Raw genomic sequence first — 24,919 nt, forward strand, 5'->3', positions numbered from 1 at the left:
CGGCCGCGGCCGCGTTCTTGGCGGCCCGGGATCCCGGGGCAGCTTTGACGGGGGCGGTTCTTCCAGGCACGGGGCGACTCTATCTGCGGCCACTGACAGTGCCGGTCCGGCAGTGTTGACCCTTCCGTGGCGACTCCGCCCCCGACGTGTCGACAGCCTGCGTTCCCTAGGCTGTCGCGGGTGACCACACCCGACCTGCCCGACTGGTACGCCCTGCTACCCAGCGCCCTCGACCTCAAGATGGGCTTCGAGCCGATCGAGCTGAGCGCGGAGCGGGTGGTCGGGCGGATGCCGGTCACGGGGAACACCCAGCCGCTCGGGCTGTGGCACGGCGGCGCGTCCGGCGTCCTGATCGAGACGCTCGGCTCCATCGGAGCCAACCTGCACGCCGGTGAGGGCTACGTGGCGGTCGGCGTCGACCTCAACGCGACCCACCACCGCACTGCCCGCTCGGGCTGGGTCACCGGGACGGCCACTGCCCTGCGGCTCGGGCGGACTGTCGCCACGTACGAGGTCGTGCTGGTCGACGACGACGGCCAGCGCGTCTGCACCGGGCGGCTGACCTGCCAGGTGGTGCCGGACCGACGATGAGTGCTAGTGGCCGCCGAGGTAGGCGGCCGTCACCGACGGGTCGTCCAGCAGGTCCGCCGCCGGCCCCTCGAGGTTGAGCCGGCCCGACTCGAGCACGTAGGCGTAGTCGGCGATCTCGAGGGCGGCCAGCGCGTTCTGCTCGACCAGGAGCACGGTGGTGCCCTGCGCCCGGATCCGCTCGATGGTCTCGAAGATGACGTCCACGAGCACCGGCGCCAGACCCATCGACGGCTCGTCGAGCAGCAGCAGCCGCGGGCTGCCCAACAGCGCCCGTGCGACCGCCAGCATCTGCTGCTCACCGCCGGACATGGTGCCGGCCTTCTGGTCGATCCGCTCCCGCAGCCGCGGGAAGAGCTCGAGCACGTTCTCCCGGTCCTCCGCGATCTTCGCGGTGTCCTTGCGGGTGTAGGCGCCGAGGTCGAGGTTCTCCGAGACCGTCATCCGCTGGAAGATCTTGCGGCCCTCCGGCGACTGGCAGATCCCGAGCTTGACCACGTCGTGGCCGGGCACGCCGTTGATCCGCTTGCCCTCGAAGACCACATCCCCCGACCGCGGCCGCAGCAGGCCGGAGATGGTCCGCAGGGTGGTCGACTTCCCGGCCCCGTTGGAGCCGATCAGCGTCACGATCTCGCCGGGGTACACCGTCAGCGAGAGCTCCTTGACCGCCGCGATGTTGCCGTAGCTGACGTTGACGCCCTTCAGCTCCAGCAGGGCGTCGACACCCTTGCCACGAGCGGTGCCCGTCCCGGGAACGACCTCGGTGCTCACTTCGGCTGCCTCTTTCCCTCGCGGGTACCGGTCTTGCCGAGGTAGGCCTCGATCACCGTCTGGTTGTTGCGGATGTCGTCCGGGGTGCCTTCGGCGATCATGTTGCCGCGGTCGAGCACCGTGATCCGCTCGCTGATCTTCATGATCACGCTCATGTCGTGCTCGATCAGCAGGACGGACATGTCGCGCTCGTCGCGGACCCGGTAGACGAAGTCGTTGAAGTTCGACGACTCCTGCGGGTTCATGCCCGCCGTGGGCTCGTCCAGCAGCAGGATCTTGGGGCGCAGCGCCATCGCCCGGGCGATCTCGAGCCGCCGCTGGTCGCCGTAGGAGAGGTTGCGGGCCAACTCGCCCTCCGCGTGGCCGATGCCGACGTACTCGAGCAGCTCACGCGCGGTGTCGCGGGCCTGCCGCTCCTCACGTCGCTGCCCGGGCGTCCGGATGATGGTGGAGAACACCCCGGCCTTCAGGTGCGGGTGCATGGCGACCATCACGTTCTCCTCGGCCGTCATCAGGCCGAACAGGCGGATGTTCTGGAAGGTCCGCGCCATCCCCATCGAGGCCCGCTTGTGCGGCTTGACCGCCGTGACGTCGCGGCCGTTCAGGTAGACCGTGCCCTCGGAGGCCTCGTAGAGACCGGTGAGGACGTTGAAGAAGGTCGTCTTCCCGGCACCGTTCGGCCCGATCAGGCTGATCACCGACTTGGGCGGGATGGCGAACGAGACGTCGTTCACCGCCACGAGACCGCCGAAGCGGATGGTGATGTGGTCGGCGTAGAGGACGTTCGCCTCCACCGGGTCCAGCCCGGAGGTCGAGACGTCGCGCCTCACCGGGCCCTGGTCGCTCGGACCACCCGACGGGGCGTCCGGGCTGTTCGGTGTGCCGCCGAGCTGGGTGGCGTCGGCCAGCGACTCCGTCATCGGTCGTCCTCCCCGCGGGAGTGGGCCTGGACGCCGCTGACCGCCGCGGCCGAGGCCACGATCTTGGCGTCGGAGCCGGCGTCGGCGTGCTCGACCGCCTCGGTCTCGGCGGCGGCTTCGAGGCTGTCGGCACCGAGGGACTCGGCCTCGGTTCTCGAGGGTGTCTTCATCAAGGCCTTGGTGCGGCCCTCGGGGATCAGGCCCTCGCGACGGAACAGCATCATCAGCACGAGCAGCAGGCCCAAGATGATGTAGTTGTAACGCGGCAGGGTGGCCTCGAGGTGGGTGCCGAAGAACGAGTCGGCCTGGACGCCGATCTGCTTGAGGCCGTTGCCGTTCAGCCAGGACAGCAGGAAGGCGCCGATGGTGACCCCCCACACGTTGCCCATCCCGCCGAGGACGACCATCAGCAGCACCAGCACCGATTTGCCGAAGTCGAAGCCTGACGGCGAGACGGCCGTCGTGATGCCCGAGGCGTTGGCCACACCCCCGATGCCGCCGAAGAAGGCTCCGACCGCGTAGGCGAGCAGCTTGGTGCGGACGAGGGGGACGCCCATCATGCTGGCGGCCAGCTCGTCCTCACGGATGGCCAGCCAGGCTCGGCCGAGCCGGCCCTCGCGGATCCGGAGCGAGACGAAGATGCAGATGCCGACCAGGAAGCCCAGTACCAGGATCTTCCAGATGTTGCCGGCCGCGGAGTTGGTCAACAGCTTCGGGGCGATCCCGGCGGCGCCGAGCGGACCGGTGCCGATCGGGTCGATGGAGGAGATGCCCGGGTCACCGTTGGCCACGTTGAAGCCGGCGATGTTGTTGGAGTTGCGGAAGAACTGGGTGATGACCTCACCGAAGCCGAGCGTGACCAGCGCCAGGTAGTCACCCCGCAGCCGCAGCGTCGGCGCACCGATGATCAGGCCGAGGATGGCGCAGAGCACGCCGGCGACCAGGATGACGATCCAGAAGTTGATGTGGGTGCCCGGAGCCGTGGACTTCACCGGGGAGAAGAGGTGGAAGGTCCAGGTCCAGTTGAACGGGTAGGCCATCAGCCAACCGGCGGTGTAGCCACCGAGGGCCCAGAAGGCGACGTAGCCCAGGTCGAGCAGGCCGGCGTAGCCGACCACGACGTTGAGCCCGAGAGCCATGATCGCCCACATCAGGCACTCGTTGATGGTGGCGACGGGCAGCCACGCGACCACCGGAGCCGAGACCGACTTCACCAGGCTGGGCAGGATCGTCTGGTAGAGCAGGAAGAGGAAGAGGATCACGACGACGTAGCCGATCGGCCACGCGAAGCGACGGAGCGAACGCTGGGGCCCGACGTGCACCGCAGAAGCTGCCGACATGGCGTTACACCTTCTCTGTCGTGGGCCGGCCGAAGATGCCTTCGGGCTTGAACACCATCAGCACGATCAGGATGAGGAAGACGACGGTCTGGGACCAGTTGGAGCCCAGCCCGTAGGCGCCACCCTCGTTCAGGGCCTGCACGATCCCGATGGCGAGGCCGCCGACGACCGCGCCCGTCAGGTTGCCGATGCCTCCGAGGACGGCGGCGGTGAAGGCGATCAGGCCGAGCTGGGTGCCCGTGTCGTAGTAGGTCTGGGTCTGGCACAGGAAGTAGAGGACGCCGGCCGCACCGGCGAGGGCACCGCCCAGCATGAACACGAACGAGATGGTGCCGTTGACGTTGATCCCCATCAGCCGGGCGCCGTCCTGGTCCTGCGCGACGGCGCGCATCGCCTTGCCCATCTTGGTCTTGGACACGATGTAGGTCATCGCCAGGAGCAGCGGGACGGTCACCGCCAGCACCATGACGAGCTTGTACAGGTAGACGCCCTCGATGACGGGGCCGCCCCAGGTGATCGGCCAGTTCTTCTGGGCCGAGCCGTTGACGTAGTCCTGCTGGGCCACCCCACGGAAGATGAAGCTCAAGCCCACCGCGGTCATCAGGGGGGCGAGCTTGGGGGCCGAGCGTAGCCGTCGGTAGGCCAGGAACTCCGCGGAGACGTTCACCAGCCCACCGAAGGCCATGCAGACGATCAGCGCGATGACCAGCGGGAGGATGCTGGCGACCGAGAGCTGCCCGACGCCCAGGATGCCCACCATCACCCCGGCGGCCACGATGGTGGAGAGCATGAACAGGTCGCCGTGCGCGAAGTTGATCAGCTCGATGATGCCGTAGACCATCGTGTAGCCCAGGGCGACGAGGGCGTAGAGCAGACCGTTCTGCAGGCCGACGAGCGCGGTGCCGAGGAACCGGCCCGGGTCGGCGACGATGTTGGCCACCAGCCAGACCAGGACCAGACCGAGGATGATGTAGCCGAGCACCCGCTCCACCAGTGGACCGAGCCGGACCTTGGCCTTCCTCTGCGTACCACCCAGCACCAGGGTCGTTGCGGCCATTGCGTGTCAACCTTTCGCAGACGTTCGGGTCATCGACTGATGTGCGGGAGGAGGCGGACGAGCACCGCCGGGTCCGGTGGGACCCGGACCCGGCGGCTCCTGCTGCTTACTGGACCGTCTCGGCCTTGACGAAGGTCTCCTCGTTGTCCTTGACGATCTCGACCGTGATGTCCTTCGCCGTCGTGTCGCCCGTCGTCGGGTCGATCTTGATCTCCTTGCCCGTCACCGACTCGGCCTGGGGGATCGTGATGCCTTCGCCGCCCAGCACCTGCTCGGTGACGCTCTTCCGGGTGCCGTCGGACTTGGCGATGGCCGCCAGGATGACCTGCGTGGCCGCGACGCCGTAGAGCGGGTAGCTGCCCTGCGGGACCTTGCCGTACTTCGCCTTGAAGGCGTCGAGCAGCTTGACGCTGGCGCCCCCGGCCTTGGTGAGCTGGTCCTGGGTCAGACCGGCGAAGGTGAGGTTCATGCCGGCCGCCTGCGGCAGCTTGAGCAGGTCGTCGTAGCCGGTGAAGCCGTCGGGCGCGAACAGCCTGACCTTGCTGTTGTCACCCAGCACCGCGACCTTGTCCTTGATGAGCTGACCACCGTTGTTGTCGTAGATCCCGCCGAGGTAGACCAGGTCGGCACCCGAGGCCTTCACCGCCTGGAACAGGGCGGTGTAGTTGGGCTGCTTGGCGTCCCACGACTGCTCGCCGACGACCTCGATGCCGGCCGCCTTCGCCGAGGTGGCGAAGGACTTGGCGACTCCGAGCCCGTAGGTCTGGTTGTCGTTGAGCACGAAGGCCTTCTTGACCTTGAGGTCATCGGCCGCGAAGGTGGCCGCCGCCTGGCCCTGGTAGTCGTCGGTGGTGACGACGCGCGCGTAGTTCCGGGTGCCCGTCGGGTAGTACTTGTCGGGCTCGCCGGTGTCCCACTTCTTGGTCAGCCCGACGTTGGTGTTGGCGTGGCTGACCATCAGCATCGGGCCGGTGCTGTCGTTGTTCAGCGTCGGGACCTCGATCTTGGCGCAGCCGGAGTTGAAGGTGCCCATCACCGCCACCTCCGCGGTGTTCGCGACGTGGTCGACGGCGTTCTTCGCGCAGGCCGCGTCGTCCCAGGCGCCCTTGGCCGCCGTCGAGTCGTCGTAGGGCTTGAGGGTGATGTTGTAGTCGCCGGCCTTGCCGCCCACCTGGTCCAGGTACAGCTGGATCAGCTTGTTGGTGTCGTCGGACTGGGTCGCGCTCGAGCCCTGCAGGGGCAGGTCGGTGGAGATCACCAGGTCCTTGCTGCCGCTTCCCCCGCTGCCGGTGTCGCCACTCTTGGCGCAGGCCGTCATCGACAGGGCCGCCACCGCCCCCAGGGCGATGATGCGGGTGATCGTTCTTGCTGGCAAAACTCCTCCTCAGGAAAACGCGGCGGAGCGCAGTGTGCGCTCACCGGACCTCTCGTCATCGAAAGCCCGCACGCCCAGCCCGGCAGGGCACCGACGTGACGAACGGTGTCGGCTCCCGAGTGCTGAGCGAGACTCGTGCAGCCTCGCCTAGGCATGTAACCACAACGTTGCGACTCCGTTAAGCCTCCGGCACGCAAAGTTTCAACCCAGTTGTGCCTCTGGCCGGGGAAATATCTGTGTCGGCTATGGGGATGAGCGTCGCTTCGTGGGGCCCGGGCAGGCTGCTAGTCTCCCGCGCAACCGCCGGGCCGGACCGGTCCCCGACCACGACGACCGAGGAGCCCAGTGCGCGGGAAGGGTTTGCTCGCCGTCGTGGCGGTGGGCGCCAACCTCAGGCCGACCATCACCGTCATCGGGCCGTTGGTCGGGGTCATCGGGGCTGACCTCTCACTCGGGGCCACCGCGTTGGGGCTGCTGGGCGCGGCACCGCTGCTGGCTTTCGCCGCCGTGTCGCCGCTGGTGCACCTGCCGGTACGCCGGTGGGGTGCGGACCGGGTGGTCTTCGTCGCCACCCTGGCGCTGGTCGTGGCCACGGTGCTCAGGTCGCTGCCCGGCGGCCTGCTTACCCTCGGGGTCGGGACAGCCCTGCTCGGAGCCTCGATCGCGGTGGCCAACGTCGCCGTCCCCGTCATCGTGCGGCGTGACTTCGCCACCGACGTCCCTCGGGTCACCGACATCTACTCCGCGGTGCTGAGCGTGAGTGCCGCCACGGCGTCCGGGTTCGCCGTCCCGCTCGCGGACCGGTACGGGTGGCGGGTCGCGGTGGCCGTCTGGGGTCTGCTGAGCGTCGTGGTGGCCGTTCTCTGGCTGCCTCGGGCGCGGCGCGGGGGCCCCGACGTCGCGGTCCCGCCAGATCGGGGGAGGAACACGGGAGCGTCGGGAGTCCTCGATGTGGTCCTCGTCCGTCGCCTGGCAGGTGACGGCGTTCATGGCCACCCAGGCCACCACGTTCTACCTGCTCGTGACCTGGCTGCCGACCATCGAGGTCAGCCGGGGAGTCAGTTCCACCACCGCCGGCTGGCACCTGGTCCTCTACCAGCTGATCGGCATCCCGGCCGGTCTCGGCGTGACGGCGTTCATGCGCGCCCGCGCCGACCACCGGCTGGTCGGCGTCGCCGTCAGCGTCCCCGTGCTGCTGGGCGCCCTCGGCCTGCTGCTGGCCCCGTCCTGGCTGCTCGTCTGGGTCGTCCTCGCCGGTCTGGGCGGCGGCAGCTCACTCGTCGTCGCCCTGGCCCTGGTGGGCGAGCGGGTGCGGAGCGCCCGGCACACCGCCCAGCTGTCCGGCATGGTCCAGAGCGTCGGCTACCTGCTCGCCGTCGCCGGCCCCCTCGGCGCCGGTCTGCTCTTCCGGCTGACGGCCGGCTGGAGCTCGACCCTGGTCGCCGTGGCGGTGGTCGCCGCCCTGCAGGCGGTCGTCGCCCTCTTCGTCGGCCGCCCCCGGTTCACCCACCCTGCTGCTGGTCCCGCCTGACCCGCCAGCCCCCGGGTGCGTCGGCCGACCCCCACGTCACAGGCTCGAGGTGCCCTTTGCGCCCGCTCCAAAGGCTGTGAGGTGCACCGACCCCCTGTGAAGTGGGGGTCAGGACCCAGCTCAGGGTGGGTCGGCGGTCGGCGGTCGGCGGTCGGCGGTCAGGGGTCAGGAGAAGTCGACGCCCTGAGCCAGGGGAAGCTCGGAGGAGTAGTTGACGGTGTTGGTGGCCCGGCGCATGTAGCCGCGCCAGGCGTCCGAGCCGGACTCGCGGCCGCCGCCGGTGGACTTCTCGCCGCCGAAGGCGCCGCCGATCTCGGCGCCCGAGGTGCCGATGTTGACGTTCACGATGCCGCAGTCGGAACCCTCGGCCGCCATGAAGCGCTCGGCCTCGCGCTGGTCGGAGGTGAAGATGCTGGACGAGAGTCCCTGCGGGACCTCGTTGTGCAGCGCGACAGCCTCGTCGAAGGTGGCGTAGGACATCACGTACAGGACCGGCGCGAAGGTCTCCCGGTGGACGATGCCGGCCTGCTCGGGCATGGTGACCAGCGCGGGCCGGACGTAGTACGCGTCCTCGCTCCCCTGGTCCACCCGGTCGCCGCCGACCACGACCCGACCGCCGGCCGCGACCGCCTGTTCCAACGCCGACTGCATCGCCTCATAGCTTGCCCGGTTGATCAGCGGGCCGACCAGGGCGTGGTCGGCGAACGGGTCGTCGACCCGCAGGTTCCGGTACGCGTTCGCCACCCGCTCGACCACCTCGTCCAGGACCGACTCGTGCACGATCAGCCGACGCAGGGTGGTGCAGCGCTGGCCGGCGGTGCCGGCGGCGGCGAAGACGATGCCCCGGACGGCCAGGTCGAGGTCGGCTGAGGGGCTGACCACGGCCGCGTTGTTGCCACCCAGCTCGAGGATGGCCCGGCCGAAGCGGGCCGCGATCCGGGGCGCGATCGCCGCACCCATCCGCTCCGAGCCGGTCGCGCTGACCACCGGGACCAGCGGGCTGTCCACCAGCGGGGCTGCACCCGCGGCGTCGGTGACCACCACGGTGTTCAGGTGCTCGGGGGCGTCCATCTCGGCGGCGGCGCGCTCGAGCAGTGCCGAGGCCGCGACCGCGATCAGGGGGGTGGCCTCGGACGGCTTCCAGACGACGGTGTCGCCACAGACCAGGGCGAGGGCGGTGTTCCAGGCCCAGACCGCGGCCGGGAAGTTGAAGGCCGAGATGACGGCAACCACGCCCAGGGGGTGCCAGGTCTCCATCAGCCGGTGCCCGGGACGCTCCGAGGGCATCGTGCGGCCCTCGAGCTGGCGTGAGACACCGACCGCGAAGTCGCAGATGTCGATCATCTCCTGGACCTCACCGAGGGCCTCGGAGCGGATCTTGCCGGCCTCGATGCCGACCAGGTCGGCGAGGTCGCTCTTGTGCTCGTTCAGCAGCTGGCCCAGCCGCTTGACCAGGAACCCGCGGACGGGGGCCGGGACCGCCCGCCAGGCGAGGAACGCGCGGTGCGCCGTGGCGATCACCTCGTCGAGGTCGCCGGCATCGGCCATCGGGACCTCGGCGACGACGCCGCCCGTGATCGGGGACCGGACGGGGAGCCGACGAGTGCCCGGCAGCCGTTCCGGGTCGGCCCCGCAGCGCGCGAGGGCGGCAGCGGCCCGATCTTTCAGCTGGTCGGTGCTGGAGCCGGGGCGGGTGAGGGTGGAGGTCATGTCGTTGTCCTTCGTGGGTGTTGCGGGTTTGAGGATCAGGTACGGGATACGGGATACGGGTGCGGCCGGCGCGGCGCGGCCGGGTCAGACGATGGCGAGCTCGGTCCGGACCGCCGGCTGGCCAAAGCGTTCGAGGGCGAAGCCGGACACGTCGACCACCGGCCGCCGACGGAGGTAGAGGTCGGTGACGCACTCCCCCACCGCCGGAGCCTGCAGGAAGCCGTGGCCGGAGAAGCCCGCGGCGTAGAGGAACCGGAAGCCGGCGTCGCTCTCACCGATCACGGCGTTGCAGTCCGGCGTCATCTCGTACAGGCCGGCCCAGCCGCTGACCAGGGGCGCGTCGGCCACCCCCGGCGCGATCGTCCGGACGGCCGCGCGCAGGGACTCGTGCCAGTCGGTGCTGACCTCGCGACCAAAGCCCGGCGTCTGGAGCGGGTCGGCCCAGCCCATCAGCAGGCCGCCGTCCTCGGTGCCGTGGAAGTATGCGGTGGTCGAGTAGTCGATGGTGAACGGCACCCGTCCGGGGGGCGGGGTCAGCGGTGCGGTGAAGGCGACCTGACGGCGCAACGGGTGGATGGGCAGATCGACCCCCGCCAACGTCGCGACCCGGCCCGACCACGCTCCGGCGGTGCAGACCACGGCGGAGGCCCGGTAGACCCCGTCGGTCGTGTGCACCCGGGCCCGACCGTCGGGCGTCGCCTCGACCGCGCTGACCGGGGCCCCGGTACGGATCTCCACGCCGAGGCCGGTAGCGCCGGCGGCATAGCCGCGGACCACGTCGGCAGGCCGGGCGAAGCCATCGTCCGGGGACCAGACGGCGGCGACGAGGTCCTCACCCGAGAGGTAGGGACACTGGGCGACGGCCTCGGCCGGGCCGATGATCCGGGTGGGCACCCCCATCGCGTTCTGCAGCGCGACGCTGTGCTCGAAGGCGGGCACGTCCGCGGCGTTCCGGATGACGAACAGGTAGCCCACCTGCTGCAGCCCGATGTCGACCCCGACCTCACGGCCGAAGCGGGTGTACGCGGCCAGGCTGCGGGCGCCAAGGGCGATGTTGGCCGGGTCGGAGAACACCGCACGGACCCCGCCCAGCGGCTTGGCCGAGGACCCTCCCCCCAGCTCGCCCGACTCCAGCAGGGTCACCGACCTCACGCCGGCGCGGGCGAGGTGGTAGGCGCTGCTGGTGCCCATCACGCCGCCGCCGATGATCACGACGTCGCGGACGTGCTCGGTCGGGGTCCCCACAGCCGTCGCCCTCCTGGAACTCGTTCTGAGCAGAAGCAACCAGTATCGTCCCCCAGGACATCCGGCCGTCGCGACCGCGATGCGGGAGTGAGGAGAACCATGGCCACGGTGGGCTCGACGGCGTTGCGCGCGCGCTTCGCAGTGGTCCTCTCCGAGCTCTACGGGCGTGAGGTCCCCGCCTACCGCACGCTGGTCGAGGTGGCCCACCAGGTCAACGCCGACGTCGTCGCCCGCTCGGGCGAGTCCGCCGAGCGGCTGGGCAGTCTGGACCGGGTGACGGCCGAACGGCACGGCGCGATCCGGGTCGGCACCCCGGCCGAGCTGGCCCAGGTGGCCCGGGTCTTCGCGGCGATGGGCATGCACCCGACCGGCTACTACGACCTGCGCGACGCGTCCGCGAGCTCGGTGCCCGTGGTCTCGACGGCCTTCCGCCCGCTGGAGGCCGACGAGCTGGCCGCCAACCCGTTCCGGGTGTTCACCTCGGTGCTGGCGACCTCGGACCGACGGTTCTTCAGCGCGGACCTGTCGACGCGGCTGCAGGCGTTCTTGTCCCGGCGGCGGCTCTTCGCCGACGAGCTGCTCGAGCTGGCCGACCGTGCGGTGGCCGAGGGCGGACTGTCCGAAGAGGACGCGCAGACGTTCCTGACCCTGGCCGCCGGCTCGTTCGCGCTGTCGGCCGAACCGATCGACCGCACCTGGTACCGCGAGCTGGAACAGGTGTCGGCGGTGGCGGCCGACATCGGCGGTGTGGGCTCGACGCACATCAACCACCTGACTCCGCGGGTGCTGGACATCGACGCGCTCTACGCCGCCATGTCGGCCCGCGGGATCGCCATGATCGACGCGATCCAGGGGCCGCCGCGCTGGGCCGGCCCCGACGTCCTGCTGCGCCAGACCTCCTTCCGCGCGCTGGCCGAGCCGCGGCAGTTCCGGGAGGCGGACGGCTCGGTGAGCGAAGGCTCGCTGCGGGTCCGGTTCGGCGAGGTGGAGGCCCGGGGCGTCGCGCTCACCCGGGCCGGCCGGGCCCGCTACGACGAGGCGGTGGCCGCGGTGGACGCTGCGGCCGGGTCCGGTGGCGACGACGCCGCGGCCGTCTGGGCGGGGTTCTTCCCCGCCACCGAGGCCGGGCTCTACGCCGAGGGGCTCGGCGTCTGCACGGTGACGGCCGTCCCCGACCGCGCGGGGGTCGGGGCGCCCGAGGGATCGACCGCCGAGCTGCTGCGCGACGGCTGGCTACGCGCCGACCCGGTGGTCTACGAGGACTTCCTGCCCCGCTCGGCCGCCGGGATCTTCGTCTCCAACCTCAGCGAGGCGGGTAGCAAGGACACCGACGTGGCCGGCGCCGACCTCGACGCCGAATGGCTGGAAGGGGTGCTCGCCCGGCCGCTGCACGACCCGTTCGACCTTTACGAGGCCCAGCACCAGGCCAGCCTGAGCACCGCGCGCCGTCGGCTGGGTCTCTGAGGCCGAGTTGTCAGAACCTCAGAAGGCTCTGACCCCCTGACGTTCTGACACGTCGGTGGATCAGCGCTTCTTGCCCGCGGCGCCGTGCTCGATGACACCCTCGGCGACCTCGCGCATGGACTTGCGCAGGTCCATCGCCGTCTTCTGGATCCAGCGGAACGCCTCCGGCTCGGTGAGCCCGAGGCCGGTCTGCAGCAGGCCCTTGGCCCGGTCGACCGCCTTGCGGGACTCGAGCCGCTCGGTCAGGTCGGTCACCTCGGCCTCGACCGCCTGGATCTCGACGAAGCGGCCCCGGGCGATCTCGATCGCGGGTACCAGGTCGGCCTTGCCGAACGGCTTGACCACGTAGGCCATCGCCCCGGCCTCGCGGGCCCGGTCGACGAGCTCGCGCTGGCTGAACGCCGTCAGCATCACCACGGGCGCCAGCCGCTTCGAGGCGATCTGCTCGGCGGCACTGATCCCGTCGAGCTTCGGCATCTTCACGTCCATCACCACGAGGTCGGGCTTCAGCTCGGTGGTCAGGGCGACGGCAGCCTCACCGTCACCGGCCTGCCCGACGACCTCGTAACCCTCCTCGGTCAACATCTCGACGATGTCGAGCCGGATCAGGACCTCGTCCTCGGCCACGACCACGCGCGTCGGTGCGCCCCCGCGTGCTGGCGTGTCATCACTGCTCACGGCGGACACTCTATCCACGCCCGTGTTACGCGGCTCGTTACCTGCCGGCCGGCCGGCGTCCGGCGGAGCCGTCGAGGGCTCGGGCAACCCGCGATACTGGTCCCGCGCCCACCCTGGTCGCACCAGGAGGTGGCGAGTGCGGGTCGAGATCGCGCTGGCCGCCGCAGAGCTGCGGCACCGGCCCGCCCTGTGGCTGCTGCTCGCGCTGGGCAGCTGCCTCGCCGGGCTGCTGCCCGTCTACGCCGCGGGCCTGGCCGGGGACGCCTCGCGCGCCGCCACCACGGCGGCGGTGGACGCGCTTCCGGCCTCGGAGCGGTCCGTGCTGGCGGTGACGACCCGGGTCATGTCCGGCGCCGACGCAGCCCGGGCCAGCCAGCAGGTGCAGGCGGCGCTCACAGACGTCGGGGTGCAGCGCCCCTCCCACTCCCTCACGTTCCGACCGCTCGCGCTGGCCGGTCAGGACGTCACCGTGGCGGCGATCGACCCGCTGCCGGCCGGCGTCCGGCTGACGACGGGGCGGCTGCCGAGCCGCTGCCGGCCCACCTCGTGCGAGGTGCTGGCGGTCACCCCGGACACCGGCGTCGGCCAGACGGTCACCACGGCCGCCCAACGCGCCGCCCGCGGCCTCGGACTGGTCGTGACGGGGACGGCGGTGCTGACCGACTCCCGGCTCACCGGCCTCGGGCTGGCCCCGCCGGGAGCGCCGCTGCTGCTCGCGGCCGAACCGGACCAGCTGGGCGGACTGAGCGCTCTCGAGCTCTTCGGCCGCAACACCGCCTGGTACGGCAGCATCGACGGCGGGGCCGTGGCCCGACGCGGCGTGGGAACCGTCTCGCAGGTCCTCGGTGCGTTGCCCGAGACCGTCGGCGACGCCGGACCGCTCGCGGTGAGCTGGCCCGAGGCCGCCGTCTCCGCAGCCGCCGACCGGGCCGCGCAGGCCTCGACGCGGCTACGCGCTCTCGGGACGGCGTCGGGGCTGCTGGTCCTCGGCTTCTGCGTGGTCGTCGCCGCCGCGCTGCGTCCGCGGACCCAGCACCTGGCTCGGGTGCTCACCCGCCGGGGGGCCCGGACCGGCCAGGTGTACCTGGTGCTGGTGCTGCAGGCCGCAGCCGCCGTCCTCACCGGTCTGCTGCTGGGTGCGGCCGGGTCGGTGCTCTGGTTGGGCGGCCGGCTCGCCGGCAGTGCACCCTGGTCGGCTGCGCTCGCGGCGGTGACCTCCTGCTGGCCCGTCCTCGCGGCGCTGGCGGTGGCCGCCGTGCTGCTGACCGTCCTGGTCACCCGGTGGCCCGCGGACGCCGCGCCGCTGGCCGGCTGGGCCCTGGCCGCAGCGCTGCTGGTCACGGTCGGGCTGCCGGTGCTGGTGCTGACCAGCGGCACCCCCGCCACCGAGGGCAGCCTGCCGACCCAGCTGGTGATGTCCCTCGTGGTCGCCACCGGCCTGCTGACCGCCCTCGTCTGGCGACCGCTGCTGAGCCTCGCTCACCGCTCCGGGACCGGCACCGCGGGCGCCGGTGGGCAGCCGGGGGTCCTGCGCCGGGTCGCCGTCCTGGGGGCTCGGCGGCGGGCCCTGCTGCCGATGGCCGCGGCCGCGCTGCTCGCCACTGCGTGCTGCTTCGCGGTCTTCACCGCCGGCTACCGGTCCAGCCTGCACTCCTCGGCCGCCGACCAGGCGGCCGCCGTCGTCCCCCTCGACGTCCGGATCGACGGCAGCGGCACCGTGCCCGCTCCGCTGGACGCCGTGGACGTCCCGGCCCTGCTCGCGGTCTCTCCGGGGGTCGCCGTGCACCCCGTCGTGGGCAGCTCCGTCACCGTCTTCGCCGGTACCGAGCACCCGGCCGCCGTACCGCTGACCGGCCTGGACCCGGACGCCCTGCCCGCCGTGCACCGCTTCGCCGCCACCACCGGCTCCAAGCTGTCCGCGGCGGAGCTCGCCGCCCGGCTGGTCCCGTCGGGGACGGCGTCGACGTCCGGCCCGGTACTGCCCACCGAGGCGCGTCGGATCTCCTTCGCGGTCCGCGGCTGGAGCGACGACATCACCGTCGACCTCTGGACGGCACGGGCGGACGGACGGGAGGAGCGGGTGCCGCTGCGGCACGCGGGCACGGTGCTCACCGGCGTCCTGCCCGCGGGTCCGGCCCGGCAGGTCCGGGCCATCGAGGTGGCTGAGTCGGCCTCGCACCTGATGCACCGGCAGCACGGGGTGGGCGAGGGCACGACGGACCGTGCGCTGGCCGGCGGCCGGCTGGTGCTCGGCGCGGCCCAGGTCGACGCCGGGTCCCTCGACTGGTCGTGGGCCACCTGGGGCAGCGACCGGGCCACCGTCCGCGCCTCGGCGGAGCGGCTCGTGGCGGACTACCGCCTCGCCGGGACCCGCGTGATCTTCGACCCCACGTACGTCCCGGCGGCCGAGCGGCCCGCGATCCCGGTCGCCGTCGACCCGACGACCGCCGCCCGGGTCGGAGCGGACGGCCGGCTCCCGCTGACGGTCTCCGGCCAGTCGGTGCCGGCCCGGGTGGTCGCCGTGCTGCCCCGGCTCCCCGGGGTCCAGGGCCGGTTCGTGCTGGCCGAACGCGGACAGGTGGCCGCGCTCCTCGACCGCTACGCGCCGGGGACGGCGGCGGTGACGCAGCTGTGGGTCAGCGCTCCGGCGGACACCTTGCCCGCCGTCCGCACCGCGCTGGCCCCGGCGGCGGCCGCCGACGTCGGGCTCTCCTACCGGGCGGACCTCGAGACCGCGATCGACGACGACCCCGTCAGCAGCCGGACGACCGCCTTCTTCAGCCTGGTCAGCGCGGCCACCGTGCTGCTGGCCCTGGTGGGGCTGCTGACCGCCGTCCGCGCCGACCTGGAGACCTCGGTTGCCGACCAGCTCGCCCTGGAGCTGGACGGGGTGCGCCCGGCCGGACTGCGGAGCGTGTTGCGTACCCGCGCCACGTTGCTGCTGATCGGCCTGCCGCTGGGAGCCCTGGGCGGCGTGGTGGTGGTCCGGGTCGCCGTCCGGGTGCTCACGCTCGGGCCGGGCGGCGTGCCGGTGGACCCCCCGCTACGGGTGGTGCTGCCGTTGCTGCCGGCTCTGGCGGCCGGTCTGGGCGGCCTGCTGGTCGCTCTGCTCGGGATCGGCGTCCTGACGGCGGGCGCGTACCGCCGCCCCCGACCCACCACCACGACCGGAGCGCCCCGGTGACCGGCGGCCCGCTGGTCGAGGTGCGCGATGCCTTCGTGGCCTACCCCGGGGACGCCGGCCCGGTGATGGCCCTGCGCGGGGCCGACCTGAGCCTGGACGCCGGGGAGCGGCTGCTCGTCCAGGGGCCCAACGGCTCGGGCAAGTCGACGCTGCTCCGGGTCGTGACCGGCGAGCAGCCGGTGGCCGCGGGCTCGGTGCGGGTGGCCGGGACCGACCTGACGGCGATGGGCGCGGCCGATCGGCGGCGGTGGCGGGCGCGCGCGGTGGGGGTGGTCGACCAGCACGCCCACCGCAGCCTGCTGCCCGAGCTGAGCGTGGTCGACAACGTCGCGCTGCAGCTGTGGACGACGGGCTCGTCCCGGCGACAGGCCCGGGCGCGGGCCGCGGAGCTGCTGGCCGACCTGGGTCTGGCCGGGCTCGTCGGCCGTCCGGTCGCCGAGCTCTCCGGCGGCGAGGCGCAGCGCGTCTCGATCTGCGCAGCGGTCGCCCACGGTCCCCGGCTGGTGCTGGCCGACGAGCCGACCGGCGCGCTGGACGCGGCCGGCGCCCGGGCCGTCCACGATCTGCTCACGGCCATCGCGGCCACCGGGACAGGCGTCGTCCTGGTCAGCCACGACCCCGCGACGATCGCCTTCGCCGACCGGGCGGTGCGCATCCGGCACGGCCGGACGTCCGAGCAGTGGTATCCCGGATCCACCGCCGAGGAGCAGCTGCCCGACAGCCGCGGCTGGGTCCGGGTACCGGCCGAGCTGCTCACCGCCGGGTCACCCACCGGCTACGTCGCCGAGACGCGGGGGACGGACCTGCTGTTGCGTCCGGTGGCCGGTGCGGCTCCGCCCGAGCAGTCTCCTGAGACGCCTGCGCCGCCGCGGCCCGTCGTCGTCCCCCCGGACGCAGATGTGCTGGCGCTCAGCGGGGTCGGCGTGCGCTACGGCGAGCGGACGCTGTTCGCCGGCCTCGACCTCACCCTCGGCTCCGGCGACTGGGCGGTGGTCGACGGCCCGTCCGGCTCGGGCAAGTCCACGCTGCTCGCCCTCGTGGCCGGCCTGGGCGACCCGACCGCGGGCACCGTCCGGGTCGGCGGCACCTCGTGGGGCGACCAGGACCGGACGGCCCGGGCGCAGCTGCGTCGGCACTGGGTCGGCTACGCACCCCAGCGCGGGAGCCTGCTCGAGACGCTGACCGTCGGTGAGAACCTGCAGGTCAGCGCGGCGGTCCGCGGCCGGGCTGTGGATCAGCCCCGGGTGGACGCGCTGGCCGAGTCGCTCGGTCTCGGCCCGCTGCTGGACCGGCGGGCCAGCCACCTGTCGGGCGGTGAGTGGCAGCGGGCCTCGCTCGCCCGCTGTCTGCTGGCCGATGCTCCACTGCTGGTGCTGGACGAACCCACCTCCCAGCAGGACGACTCCTCCGCGACCGCCGTCCTCGCGGCCGTCCTCGACGAGCTCGCCGCCGGCCGCACCCTGCTGGTCGCCTCGCACGACCCGCGCTTCGTGGCCCGCGCCCCCCGCACCCTCAGGCTGGGACCGACGACCGAGGCCGACTCGCCCGCTGTGGCAGACTGATCCGCGCCCGGAGCACGATCAGCCGGGTACTCCACTCCGGCCGGGGTGGCGGAAAGGTATACGCGGGCGGCTCAAACCCGCCTGTTCGCAAGGACATGGGGGTTCGACTCCCCTCCCCGGCACTGTGCAGTCCTGCTCACGCTCGTTCGCGCCTCAACGTGCTGTCGTCCTCCTCGCTCAGAGGACGGAAAGCGTGTCCACTTCGCTCGTCGTCCAGACACCACGCGGCGCTCTCTTAGCGACGCTCGCACGTGATCCCGGCTCAGTCGGACCATTCGCGACATGGCCCGATCCGCAGCCGGAGCGAAGCGGAGACCATCAGAGCGGCGCGCCGATGCGACGGACGCGGACCATGTTGGTGTGGCCGGCGACGCCGGGAGGGGAGCCGGCGACGATCACGACGCGTTCGCCCTCGGAGATCCGACCGGTGTCGATCAGGGCCTGGTCGACCTGGCGGATCATGTCGTCAGTGTGCCCGACCATCGGGACCAGGAAGGACTCGACGCCCCAGCTGAGGGTCAGCGCGGCGCGGGTCTGTTCGATCGGGGTGAAAGCGAGCACCGGGATCGGGGAGCGCAGCCGGGAGAGCCGGCGGGCGGCGTCGCCGGAGTGGGTGAACGCGACCAGGAACTTCGCGTCGATCCGCTCCCCCACCTCGGCGGCCGCCTTGGTGATGACGCCGCTGGTGGTGTGCGGGTCCCAGTCGATGTCCTGGACCTGGCCGAGGCCGTGGGACTCGGTGTTGTCGACGATGCGGGCCATGGTCTGCACCGTGACGACCGGGTACTCACCAACGCTGGTCTCACCGGACAGCATCACCGCGTCGGCACCGTCGAGGATGGCGTTGGCCACGTCCGAGGCCTCGGCGCGGGTCGGCCGGGGCGCGGAGATCATCGACTCCAGCATCTGGGTGGCGACGATGACGGGCTTGGCCCAGCGCCGGGCCGCGGTGACGATCCTCTTCTGGACGAGCGGCACCTCCTCGAGCGGCAGCTCGACGCCCAGGTCGCCGCGGGCGACCATGACGGCGTCGAAGGCGTCCACGATCTCGTCGAGGTTGTCGACCGCCTGAGGCTTCTCGATCTTGGCGATCACGGGGACCCGCCGACCCTCCTCGGCCATGATCTGGTGCACGATCTCGACGTCCTTGGCGCTGCGGACGAAGGACAGGGCCACCATGTCGACCCCGTGCTGCAGGGCCCAGCGCAGGTCGTCGCAGTCCTTGTCGCTCATCGCGGGCACGCTGACGGCGACCCCGGGCAGGTTGATGCCCTTGTTGTTGCTGACCGGTCCACCCACGACCACCTCGGTGACCACGTCGGTGGCGGTCACCTCGGTGGCCTTCAGCATCAGCCGGCCGTCGTCGATCAGGATCAGGTCGCCCGCCGTCACGTCGCCCGGCAGTCCCTTGTAGGTGGTCGAGCACCGCGACACATCGCCGGCGATGTCGTCGACGGTGATCGCGAAGGTCGCGCCCTCGACCAGGGTCTCCTTGCCGCTGGCGAACCGGCCGAGCCGGATCTTGGGGCCCTGCAGGTCGGCCAGCACACCGACGGCACGGCCCGTGGCCACGGAAGCGGCACGGACGTTCTTCAGGTTGCTCTCGTGATCGGCGTACTCACCGTGGCTCATGTTCAGCCGGGCGACGTCCATCCCCGCGGCGACCAGCTCGATGAGACGTTCGGGCGCTGAGGACGCAGGTCCCAGCGTGCAGACAATTTTGGCTCTTCGCACGATCCGACACTAGCGGGACCACCTGAGCACGTCCGGACCGGTCGGCCCACTGGTTCGGTGGGCGGAAGCCGCGACTTCTCCCAGGCCGTCGACCCCTCGGCAGGCCCAGCGGAGGCAGGCTCGGGGCGCGGGTCAGTGCTGGCGGACGGCGTCCAGGGCGTGCTCCAGGTCGGCCGGGTAGGGCGAGGTGAACTCGACCTGCTCGCCCGTCGTGGGGTGGGTGAAGCCGAGCCGGACGGCGTGCAGCCACTGACGTTCCAGACCCAGCCGCGCGGCGAGCACGGGGTCGGCGCCGTAGGTGGGGTCACCGGCGCAGGGATGCTTGACCGCGGCCATGTGCACCCGGATCTGGTGGGTGCGGCCGGTCTCCAGCTTGACCTCGAGCAGCGTGGTGCCGACGAAGGCCTCCAACGTGTCGTAGTGGGTCACGCTGGGCCGGCCGTCGGCGATGACCGCCATCTTGTAGTCCGGCCCGGGATGGCGACCGATGGGGGCGTCGATCGTGCCGGTGAACGGGTCCGGATGCCCCTGGACGAGCGTGTGGTAGGTCTTGTCGACCGAACGGCTCTTGAACGCCCGCTTCAGCACGGTGTACGCGCGCTCGCTCTTGGCCACCACCATCAGCCCGGAGGTGCCGACGTCGAGGCGCTGGACGATGCCCTGGCGCTCCGGCACCCCGGAGGTGGAGATCCGGAAGCCCGCTCCCGCGAGGTGCCCGAGCACCGACGGGCCGGTCCAGCCCAGGCTGGGATGGGCGGCCACCCAGACCGGCTTGTCGACCACCACGATGTCGTCGTCGTCGTGCACGATCCGCAGCCCGGACACCGTCTCGGGCACCACGGTGGCCTCGCGCGGCTCCTCGTCGAGGTCGACCTCGAGCATCGCGCCGCCGAGGACCCGGTCCGACTTGACGACCGCGGTCCCGTCCATCAGCACCAGCCCGCGTCCGATCAGCTCCGCGCTCCGGCTGCGGGACAGACCGAGCATCCGCGCCACTGCCGCGTCGGCCCGCTCGCCCTCGAGGCCGTCCGGGACGAGGACGACGCGCTGCTCAGCCACGCCGCGGCCGCTCGCTGCGGGCGTACCGCTCGCCGCCGATCCCGACGTTCTTGATCACCGCGAGGACCATGATCAACACGGCCGCACCGGTGATGCACATGTCAGCCACGTTGAAGATCGGCCAGTGCGGTAGCTGGAGGAAGTCGACCACGTGGCCGCGCAGCACGCCGGGCGCGCGGAACAACCGGTCGGACAGGTTGCCCGCCACGCCGGCACACAGCAGACCCAGCGCCACCGCCCAGGCCGGGTGGCCGATCCGGGGGACCAGCTTGATCCCGACGAAGACGAGGACCGCGCAGGCGGCCAGCGCGAACAGCGCGGTGAAGTGCTCGCCGGAGGAGAAGGCCGCTCCTGAGTTGCGGATCAGCCGCAGGGTGAGAGCACCCCCCAGCAACCGGACCGGCACCAGCGGCGGGAGCCGGTCGACCACGACGATCTTGGTCACGACGTCCAGCGCCAGCCCGGTCAGGGCGACGGCTGCGAACAGCCCGAGCAGCCGACGTCGTCGGCCGACGGTGAGGAGAGGGGGCTGCTCAGCCGCCGTCTGCGCTATCGGCGTTCCTCGCGCTGCTTGCACTTGACGCACAGGGTGGCGCGCGGGAAGGCCTGCAGCCGGCCCTTGCCGATCGGCTGGCCACAGTTGTCGCAGCTGCCGTACGTGCTGAGCTCGATGTGCCGCAGGGCGAGCTTGGACTGGTCGAGCATCTCGCGGGCGTTGTTGGCCAGCGACATCTCCGCGTCCCGCTCGAAGTTGGCCGAGCCGACGTCGGCGGGGTCACGGCCGGCACCTTCGGTGCCGTCGCGCAGCAGACCGACGAGCTCGGCGGTCGAGGTGGCCAGCTGGTCGCGGAAGCGGACGATGTCGGCCTCGAGGACCTCGATCACCTCGGCCAGCTCAGCCTCGGTCCACGCGTCCTCACCGGGCCGGACCGGCAGCGAGCCGGCGTTCGTGGGCTCGACGTGCTTGCTGGGCGCGGAGTCGTTCACCGGCAGGGCGTGGATCGCCGGTGCCTGTCGTGCCGTGGACAATGAGGACCCCTTATGGGTTTGGAGTGACGCAGAGACAGTAGGCGGTGTCCGCGCTTTACTCAACGATCGGCGCGAATCTTAGCCACACCGCTCGCCTCGGGGCGAGCTCGACGCTCTGCGAGACCGGCCCGGACGTGCCGCAGGGCCCGCCGAGGCGGGCCCTGCGGGTCTGGCGTGTGCGAAGGTCAGCGCTGGTCGCCCAGCAGGGCGTCCAGCCGGGGGGTGTCGCTCTGCGTGCCGCCACCCTGGGTGGAAGCGTCCTGCGCGGCGGTGGCCGAGCCGCCTGCGGGGGCCGGAGTGCCCGCGTTGCCCTGCGTGGACGCGGAGCCGTTGGCCAGGGCCGCCGGCGGGTCGGCCGGCTCCTCCCGGCCGGAGCTGAGCACCTCGATCTGGCTCTGCAGGTGACGGGTCAGGTTCCCCCGGTAGGTCGCCTCGAAGTTCCGCAACGCGGTGACGGTCGAGCTGAGCTGGTCGCGCTGCTGCTCGAGGTCGCCGAACACCTCCCGACGACGGGTCTCGGTCTCGCGGTCCAGCGACTCGGCCCGCTTGAGCGCGTCCGCCTGCAGCCGCTCGGCGTGGGTACGGGCGTCGCCTTCCACCTTCTGAGCGCGGTTCTGGGCGTCGGTGGTGACCTGGGACGCGTGCTCGCCGGCCTGGCGCCGGATCCGCTCCGCCTCGGCGGTCGCCTCGGCCACCAGCTGCTCGGACTGCTGGGTGGTCAGCTCGACCAGGCGGACGACGGCGCTGCTGGCTTCCTTGCCGGTAGTGACCACGATGTGTTCACCGGCGGGCCGCGAGGGGGCTGCGGCGGTCGGCGGCTCGGCCGGGGCGGCCTTCTCGACCGGGGCGGCACTCTCCACCGGGACAGCCTTCTCGGCCGGCGCGGCGGCGCTCGCCTGCGGGGCGGGAGCGGCCTTCAGAGCCTCGACCTGCTTCTTGAGGTTCTGGTTCTCCTCGAAGAGCTGACCGAAGGTCTCCTCGACCTCGTCGACGAACTCGTCGACCTCCAGCACCTCGTACCCGGACTTGCGGGCCATGCGGAACCGCTTGTTGCGCACATCGTCCAACGACAGCGACATCTTCACCTCAGCACACTCGGCAGTTGACCGGGTAGGTTCACCCGGCGCAGTCACCGTACCTAATCCGGCAGGCGAACACACATCACTCGCCCCTGTCGTGACGCCTTTCCCGGCGGGCTGACCGGCTCAGCGGAAGAAGATCGAAGCGTTGACCTGCTGCAGGATGCTGACCAGGATGAACAGGCCGATGAAGGCCAGATCGAGCATCACGTTGCCGATCCGGACCGGGCGCAGGACCTTGCGCAGCGCCCGCAGCGGCGGGTCGGTGATGGAGTAGATGACCTCGGCCACCACGAGCATGGGCCCCCGCGGCTGCCAGTCGCGCACCAGCACCGGAACCCAGGACAGGATCATGCGACCGAAGAGGAGCAGCAGGAAGGCACTCAGCGCGTAGCGGATGAGAAGACCGATGATGATCACGGGAAAGGCAACCTGTTCTGTACGGCCAACCGGCGTCGAGCGACGATATGGAGACCTCCAGCGTAGGCCCTCGGCGCAACGGCGGCACGGGCTTCACCGTCGGTCCGCCGCGGCGGTCAGCTCTGGTTGAAGAACCCGCCCGCGGCGATACGTTCCTTGTCCTCGGCGGTGACCGTCACGTTCTGCGGGGAGAGCAGGAAGACCTTGCTGGTCACGCGCTCGATGGTGCCGCGTAGGCCGAAGATCAGCCCGGCCGCGAAGTCGACGAGACGCTTGGCGTCGACATCCTCCATCTCGGTCAGGTTCATGATCACCGGGACGCCGTCGCGGTAGTGCTCACCGATGGTCCGCGCCTCGTTGTAGGTCCGGGGGTGCACGGTGATGATGCGGGACACGTCAGCCGTCCGAGGGTGAGGGGTGGGCGCCGCAGTGGCTCCCGAGGTCGGGACAGGGGTCGACCCGTGGGCGACGGGCGCGGGCCGACGGGCCTCGATCGGGGTGACGCTGGCCGGCTGCCGCTGCTGCTCACCGAGCAGCTCCTCGCGGCTGATGCCTTCGGTCCGCTCCGAGCCGTCGGCGTCGTCGTAGTCGGCGTACCGGTCGTCGGTGACCAGACCCAGCCACGCTGCCGCTCGCTTCAGTCTCTCCGCCATCTGCCCATCCTCGCCTAGCCGAACCAGTTTCCCCAGCACCTGACGGCGCTGCGGCTGAGGCTACCGGCCGGCGCCGGTGATGCCGGTCAGGAGCAGCACCGACACGCGGACCTCGGCGGCAGCCCGCCGGCGGCTCACTTCATGAAGTCGGGGATGTCCAGATCGTCGTCGTCGGCCGGCCGGCTCGGACGCGCCGGCGGCTGCTGCTGCTGGGGCACCGTGGAGGTCGACGGGGCCGCCGGGCGCGGCGCGGAACCGGCCCCGGCGGGGAACTGGCCGCTCTGCTGGGGCGCGGCCGAGGTCGACGGGCCGGAGCCGGAGGACTGGCCCGGTCCGGCGGCGGGCGTACTGGGCCGCGCACCGCCGTTGGGCAGCGCGGGGGCTCGGCTGATCCCCGGCTGGCGGCGCGGCGGCTGGCCGCCCTCGAAGCCGGCCGCGATGACGGTGACCTTGACCTCGTCGCCGAGCGCGTCGTCGATGACGGTGCCGAAGATGATGTTCGCGTCCTCGTGCGCGGCGGCCTGGATGAGGTTGGCCGCGGCGGAGACCTCGAACAGGCCGAGGTCGGAGCCGCCGGCGATCGAGAGCAGGACGCCCCGGGCACCGTCGATGCTCGCCTCGAGCAGCGGGGACGAGACGGCCATCTCGGCGGCGGCCCGGGCCCGGTCCTCACCGCGGGCCGAACCGATGCCCATCAGCGCCGACCCGGCGTTGGACATGACGGCCTTGACGTCGGCGAAGTCCAGGTTGATCAGGCCGGGCGTGGTGATCAGGTCGGTGATGCCGGAGACACCCTGCATCAGCACCTGGTCGGCCTGCTTGAACGCGTCCAGGATGGCGATCTGGTGGTCGACCATCTGCAGCAGCTTGTCGTTCGGGATGACGATCAGGGTGTCGACCTCTTCGCGGAGGCCGGCGATGCCGGACTCGGCCTGGGTCGCGCGGCGCTTGCCCTCGAAGGAGAAGGGCCGCGTCACCACCCCGATGGTCAGGGCGCCGAGCGCCCGCGCGATCCGGGCCACCACGGGGGCGCCACCGGTCCCCGTGCCGCCGCCCTCCCCCGCCGTGACGAAGACCATGTCGGCGCCCTTGAGGGCGTCCTCGATGTCCTGCGCGTGGTCCTCAGCCGCCTGCCGACCCTTGTCGGGGTCGGCCCCGGCGCCGAGGCCGCGGGTGAGCTCCCGACCGATGTCGAGCTTGACGTCGGCATCGCTCATCAGCAGCGCCTGCGCGTCGGTGTTGACCGCGATGAACTCGACCCCCCGGAGCCCGGCCTCGATCATGCGGTTGACGGCGTTGACGCCGCCGCCGCCGACCCCGACCACCTTGATGATGGCCAGGTAGTTCTGTGATGCAGAGACCACGGGTTGTTCCGCCTCTTCTTCTTGCTGGGGACCGACTGGTTGGCGCACGGAAAGTCTCGACCTGCAGTCGACGGGGAAGGGGCTCGGGAGGGGACGACCGGCGTTGCGCACGAGGCTATGAGACGGACGGACGGAGTGTCCATCTGAGAGCCGGTG

General features: G+C 71.7%; 19 protein-coding genes, 1 tRNA gene and 3 pseudogenes. 7 read left to right on the plus strand and 16 right to left on the minus strand.

Annotated features, from left to right (window positions below; genetic code table 11):
- Positions 1-180: 180 nt before the first annotated feature.
- Positions 181-591: a PaaI family thioesterase gene (locus ACFE7W_RS01965; protein WP_375423088.1), complete on the plus strand. Its 411-nt coding sequence runs from the start codon at positions 181-183 to the stop codon at positions 589-591.
- 3 nt (positions 592-594) lie between these two features.
- On the opposite strand, the gene ACFE7W_RS01970 is transcribed toward ACFE7W_RS01965, so the two are convergent.
- The 5 genes from ACFE7W_RS01970 to ACFE7W_RS01990 form a co-directional block, all read right to left on the minus strand.
- Entirely contained in the window at positions 595-1,359 is a 765-nt protein-coding gene (locus ACFE7W_RS01970; protein WP_375423089.1) for an ABC transporter ATP-binding protein, read from the minus strand.
- Positions 1,356-2,279 (minus strand): ABC transporter ATP-binding protein, encoded by a 924-nt coding sequence (locus tag ACFE7W_RS01975; protein ID WP_375423090.1) that lies wholly within the window; start codon positions 2,277-2,279, stop codon positions 1,356-1,358. The genes ACFE7W_RS01970 and ACFE7W_RS01975 overlap by 4 nt, the downstream gene beginning before the upstream one ends.
- Positions 2,276-3,619 carry a branched-chain amino acid ABC transporter permease gene (locus ACFE7W_RS01980; RefSeq protein WP_375423091.1) on the minus strand — a complete coding sequence of 448 codons (1,344 nt, stop codon included), beginning with the start codon at positions 3,617-3,619 and terminating at the stop codon, positions 2,276-2,278. Before ACFE7W_RS01980 ends, ACFE7W_RS01975 begins: the two co-directional genes overlap by 4 nt.
- Before the next feature lie 4 nt (positions 3,620-3,623).
- Positions 3,624-4,676: a branched-chain amino acid ABC transporter permease gene (locus ACFE7W_RS01985; protein ID WP_375423092.1), complete on the minus strand. Its 1,053-nt coding sequence runs from the start codon at positions 4,674-4,676 to the stop codon at positions 3,624-3,626.
- A 106-nt stretch (positions 4,677-4,782) separates the two neighbouring features.
- The gene (locus ACFE7W_RS01990) at positions 4,783-6,051 is read right to left on the minus strand and encodes a branched-chain amino acid ABC transporter substrate-binding protein (protein ID WP_375423093.1); all 1,269 of its coding nucleotides are present in this window, start codon (positions 6,049-6,051) and stop codon (positions 4,783-4,785) included.
- A 378-nt stretch (positions 6,052-6,429) separates the two neighbouring features.
- Between ACFE7W_RS01990 and ACFE7W_RS01995 the strand changes: the two are divergent.
- Both ACFE7W_RS01995 and ACFE7W_RS02000 read left to right on the plus strand, forming a co-directional pair.
- A pseudogene (locus ACFE7W_RS01995) lies at positions 6,430-6,933 on the plus strand (MFS transporter); the annotation flags it as partial.
- 67 nt (positions 6,934-7,000) lie between these two features.
- Positions 7,001-7,582, plus strand: coding sequence for an MFS transporter (locus ACFE7W_RS02000; protein ID WP_375423094.1), 582 nt, complete (start codon positions 7,001-7,003; stop codon positions 7,580-7,582).
- A 165-nt stretch (positions 7,583-7,747) separates the two neighbouring features.
- On the opposite strand, the gene ACFE7W_RS02005 is transcribed toward ACFE7W_RS02000, so the two are convergent.
- Complete coding sequence (locus tag ACFE7W_RS02005) at positions 7,748-9,292, minus strand: aldehyde dehydrogenase family protein (protein ID WP_375423095.1); 1,545 nt, start codon at positions 9,290-9,292, stop codon at positions 7,748-7,750.
- An 84-nt stretch (positions 9,293-9,376) separates the two neighbouring features.
- Complete coding sequence (locus tag ACFE7W_RS02010; RefSeq protein ID WP_375423096.1) at positions 9,377-10,537, minus strand: NAD(P)/FAD-dependent oxidoreductase; 1,161 nt, start codon at positions 10,535-10,537, stop codon at positions 9,377-9,379.
- A 99-nt stretch (positions 10,538-10,636) separates the two neighbouring features.
- Here ACFE7W_RS02010 and ACFE7W_RS02015 point away from each other — a divergent pair, with 99 nt between their 5' ends.
- The gene (locus ACFE7W_RS02015) at positions 10,637-12,001 is read left to right on the plus strand and encodes a 2-oxoadipate dioxygenase/decarboxylase family protein (protein ID WP_375423097.1); all 1,365 of its coding nucleotides are present in this window, start codon (positions 10,637-10,639) and stop codon (positions 11,999-12,001) included.
- 60 nt (positions 12,002-12,061) lie between these two features.
- Here the strand turns inward: ACFE7W_RS02015 and ACFE7W_RS02020 are convergent, their stop codons facing one another.
- Positions 12,062-12,688, minus strand: a complete 627-nt coding sequence (locus ACFE7W_RS02020; RefSeq protein ID WP_375423098.1) for an ANTAR domain-containing response regulator — start codon at positions 12,686-12,688, stop codon at positions 12,062-12,064.
- A gap of 127 nt (positions 12,689-12,815) precedes the next feature.
- On the opposite strand from ACFE7W_RS02020, the gene ACFE7W_RS02025 reads away from it, so the two are divergent.
- From ACFE7W_RS02025 to ACFE7W_RS02035, 3 genes are all read left to right on the plus strand, one after another.
- Positions 12,816-15,863 carry a hypothetical protein gene (locus ACFE7W_RS02025; RefSeq protein ID WP_375423099.1) on the plus strand — a complete coding sequence of 1,016 codons (3,048 nt, stop codon included), beginning with the start codon at positions 12,816-12,818 and terminating at the stop codon, positions 15,861-15,863.
- Positions 15,860-17,425, plus strand: coding sequence for an ABC transporter ATP-binding protein (locus ACFE7W_RS02030; protein WP_375423100.1), 1,566 nt, complete (start codon positions 15,860-15,862; stop codon positions 17,423-17,425). The genes ACFE7W_RS02025 and ACFE7W_RS02030 overlap by 4 nt, the downstream gene beginning before the upstream one ends.
- A 39-nt stretch (positions 17,426-17,464) precedes the next feature.
- Positions 17,465-17,547: transfer RNA gene (locus ACFE7W_RS02035), tRNA-Leu, on the plus strand.
- A gap of 196 nt (positions 17,548-17,743) precedes the next feature.
- Here the strand turns inward: ACFE7W_RS02035 and pyk are convergent.
- From pyk to ftsZ, 8 genes and pseudogenes are all read right to left on the minus strand, one after another.
- A complete protein-coding gene (gene pyk, locus ACFE7W_RS02040; RefSeq protein ID WP_375423101.1) occupies positions 17,744-19,159 on the minus strand; it encodes a pyruvate kinase in 1,416 nt (471 codons plus the stop codon).
- Positions 19,160-19,291: 132 nt separating this feature from the next.
- A complete protein-coding gene (locus ACFE7W_RS02045; protein WP_375423102.1) occupies positions 19,292-20,218 on the minus strand; it encodes an RluA family pseudouridine synthase in 927 nt (308 codons plus the stop codon).
- The gene (locus tag ACFE7W_RS02050) at positions 20,211-20,795 is read right to left on the minus strand and encodes a signal peptidase II (RefSeq protein WP_375423103.1); all 585 of its coding nucleotides are present in this window, start codon (positions 20,793-20,795) and stop codon (positions 20,211-20,213) included. Before ACFE7W_RS02050 ends, ACFE7W_RS02045 begins: the two co-directional genes overlap by 8 nt.
- Complete coding sequence (locus ACFE7W_RS02055) at positions 20,768-21,247, minus strand: TraR/DksA family transcriptional regulator (RefSeq protein WP_375423104.1); 480 nt, start codon at positions 21,245-21,247, stop codon at positions 20,768-20,770. Before ACFE7W_RS02055 ends, ACFE7W_RS02050 begins: the two co-directional genes overlap by 28 nt.
- 185 nt (positions 21,248-21,432) lie before the next feature.
- Positions 21,433-22,326 carry a DivIVA domain-containing protein gene (locus tag ACFE7W_RS02060; RefSeq protein WP_375423523.1) on the minus strand — a complete coding sequence of 298 codons (894 nt, stop codon included), beginning with the start codon at positions 22,324-22,326 and terminating at the stop codon, positions 21,433-21,435.
- Between the two features lie 126 nt (positions 22,327-22,452).
- On the minus strand, positions 22,453-22,746 hold the full coding sequence (locus ACFE7W_RS02065; RefSeq protein ID WP_375423105.1) for a YggT family protein: 294 nt from the start codon (positions 22,744-22,746) through the stop codon (positions 22,453-22,455).
- Positions 22,747-22,862: 116 nt separating this feature from the next.
- Positions 22,863-23,156: pseudogene (locus tag ACFE7W_RS02070) on the minus strand (cell division protein SepF); the annotation flags it as partial.
- A 529-nt stretch (positions 23,157-23,685) separates the two neighbouring features.
- A pseudogene (gene ftsZ / locus ACFE7W_RS02075) lies at positions 23,686-24,763 on the minus strand (cell division protein FtsZ); the annotation flags it as partial.
- Positions 24,764-24,919 lie beyond the last annotated feature (156 nt).

This window comes from uncultured Friedmanniella sp., from assembly GCF_964244285.1.
Taxonomy (GTDB): domain Bacteria; phylum Actinomycetota; class Actinomycetes; order Propionibacteriales; family Propionibacteriaceae; genus Microlunatus.

Coding starts and splice junctions, on each gene's coding strand:
- ACFE7W_RS01975 (WP_375423090.1), bottom strand. CDS start 2,279: ATGACGGAGTCGCTGGCCGACGCCACCCAGCTCGGCGGCACACCGAAC.
- ACFE7W_RS02005 (WP_375423095.1), bottom strand. CDS start 9,292: ATGACCTCCACCCTCACCCGCCCCGGCTCCAGCACCGACCAGCTGAAA.
- ACFE7W_RS02060 (WP_375423523.1), bottom strand. CDS start 22,326: ATGTCGCTGTCGTTGGACGATGTGCGCAACAAGCGGTTCCGCATGGCC.
- ACFE7W_RS01985 (WP_375423092.1), bottom strand. CDS start 4,676: ATGGCCGCAACGACCCTGGTGCTGGGTGGTACGCAGAGGAAGGCCAAG.
- ACFE7W_RS02015 (WP_375423097.1), top strand. CDS start 10,637: ATGGCCACGGTGGGCTCGACGGCGTTGCGCGCGCGCTTCGCAGTGGTC.
- ACFE7W_RS01980 (WP_375423091.1), bottom strand. CDS start 3,619: ATGTCGGCAGCTTCTGCGGTGCACGTCGGGCCCCAGCGTTCGCTCCGT.
- ACFE7W_RS02000 (WP_375423094.1), top strand. CDS start 7,001: ATGTGGTCCTCGTCCGTCGCCTGGCAGGTGACGGCGTTCATGGCCACC.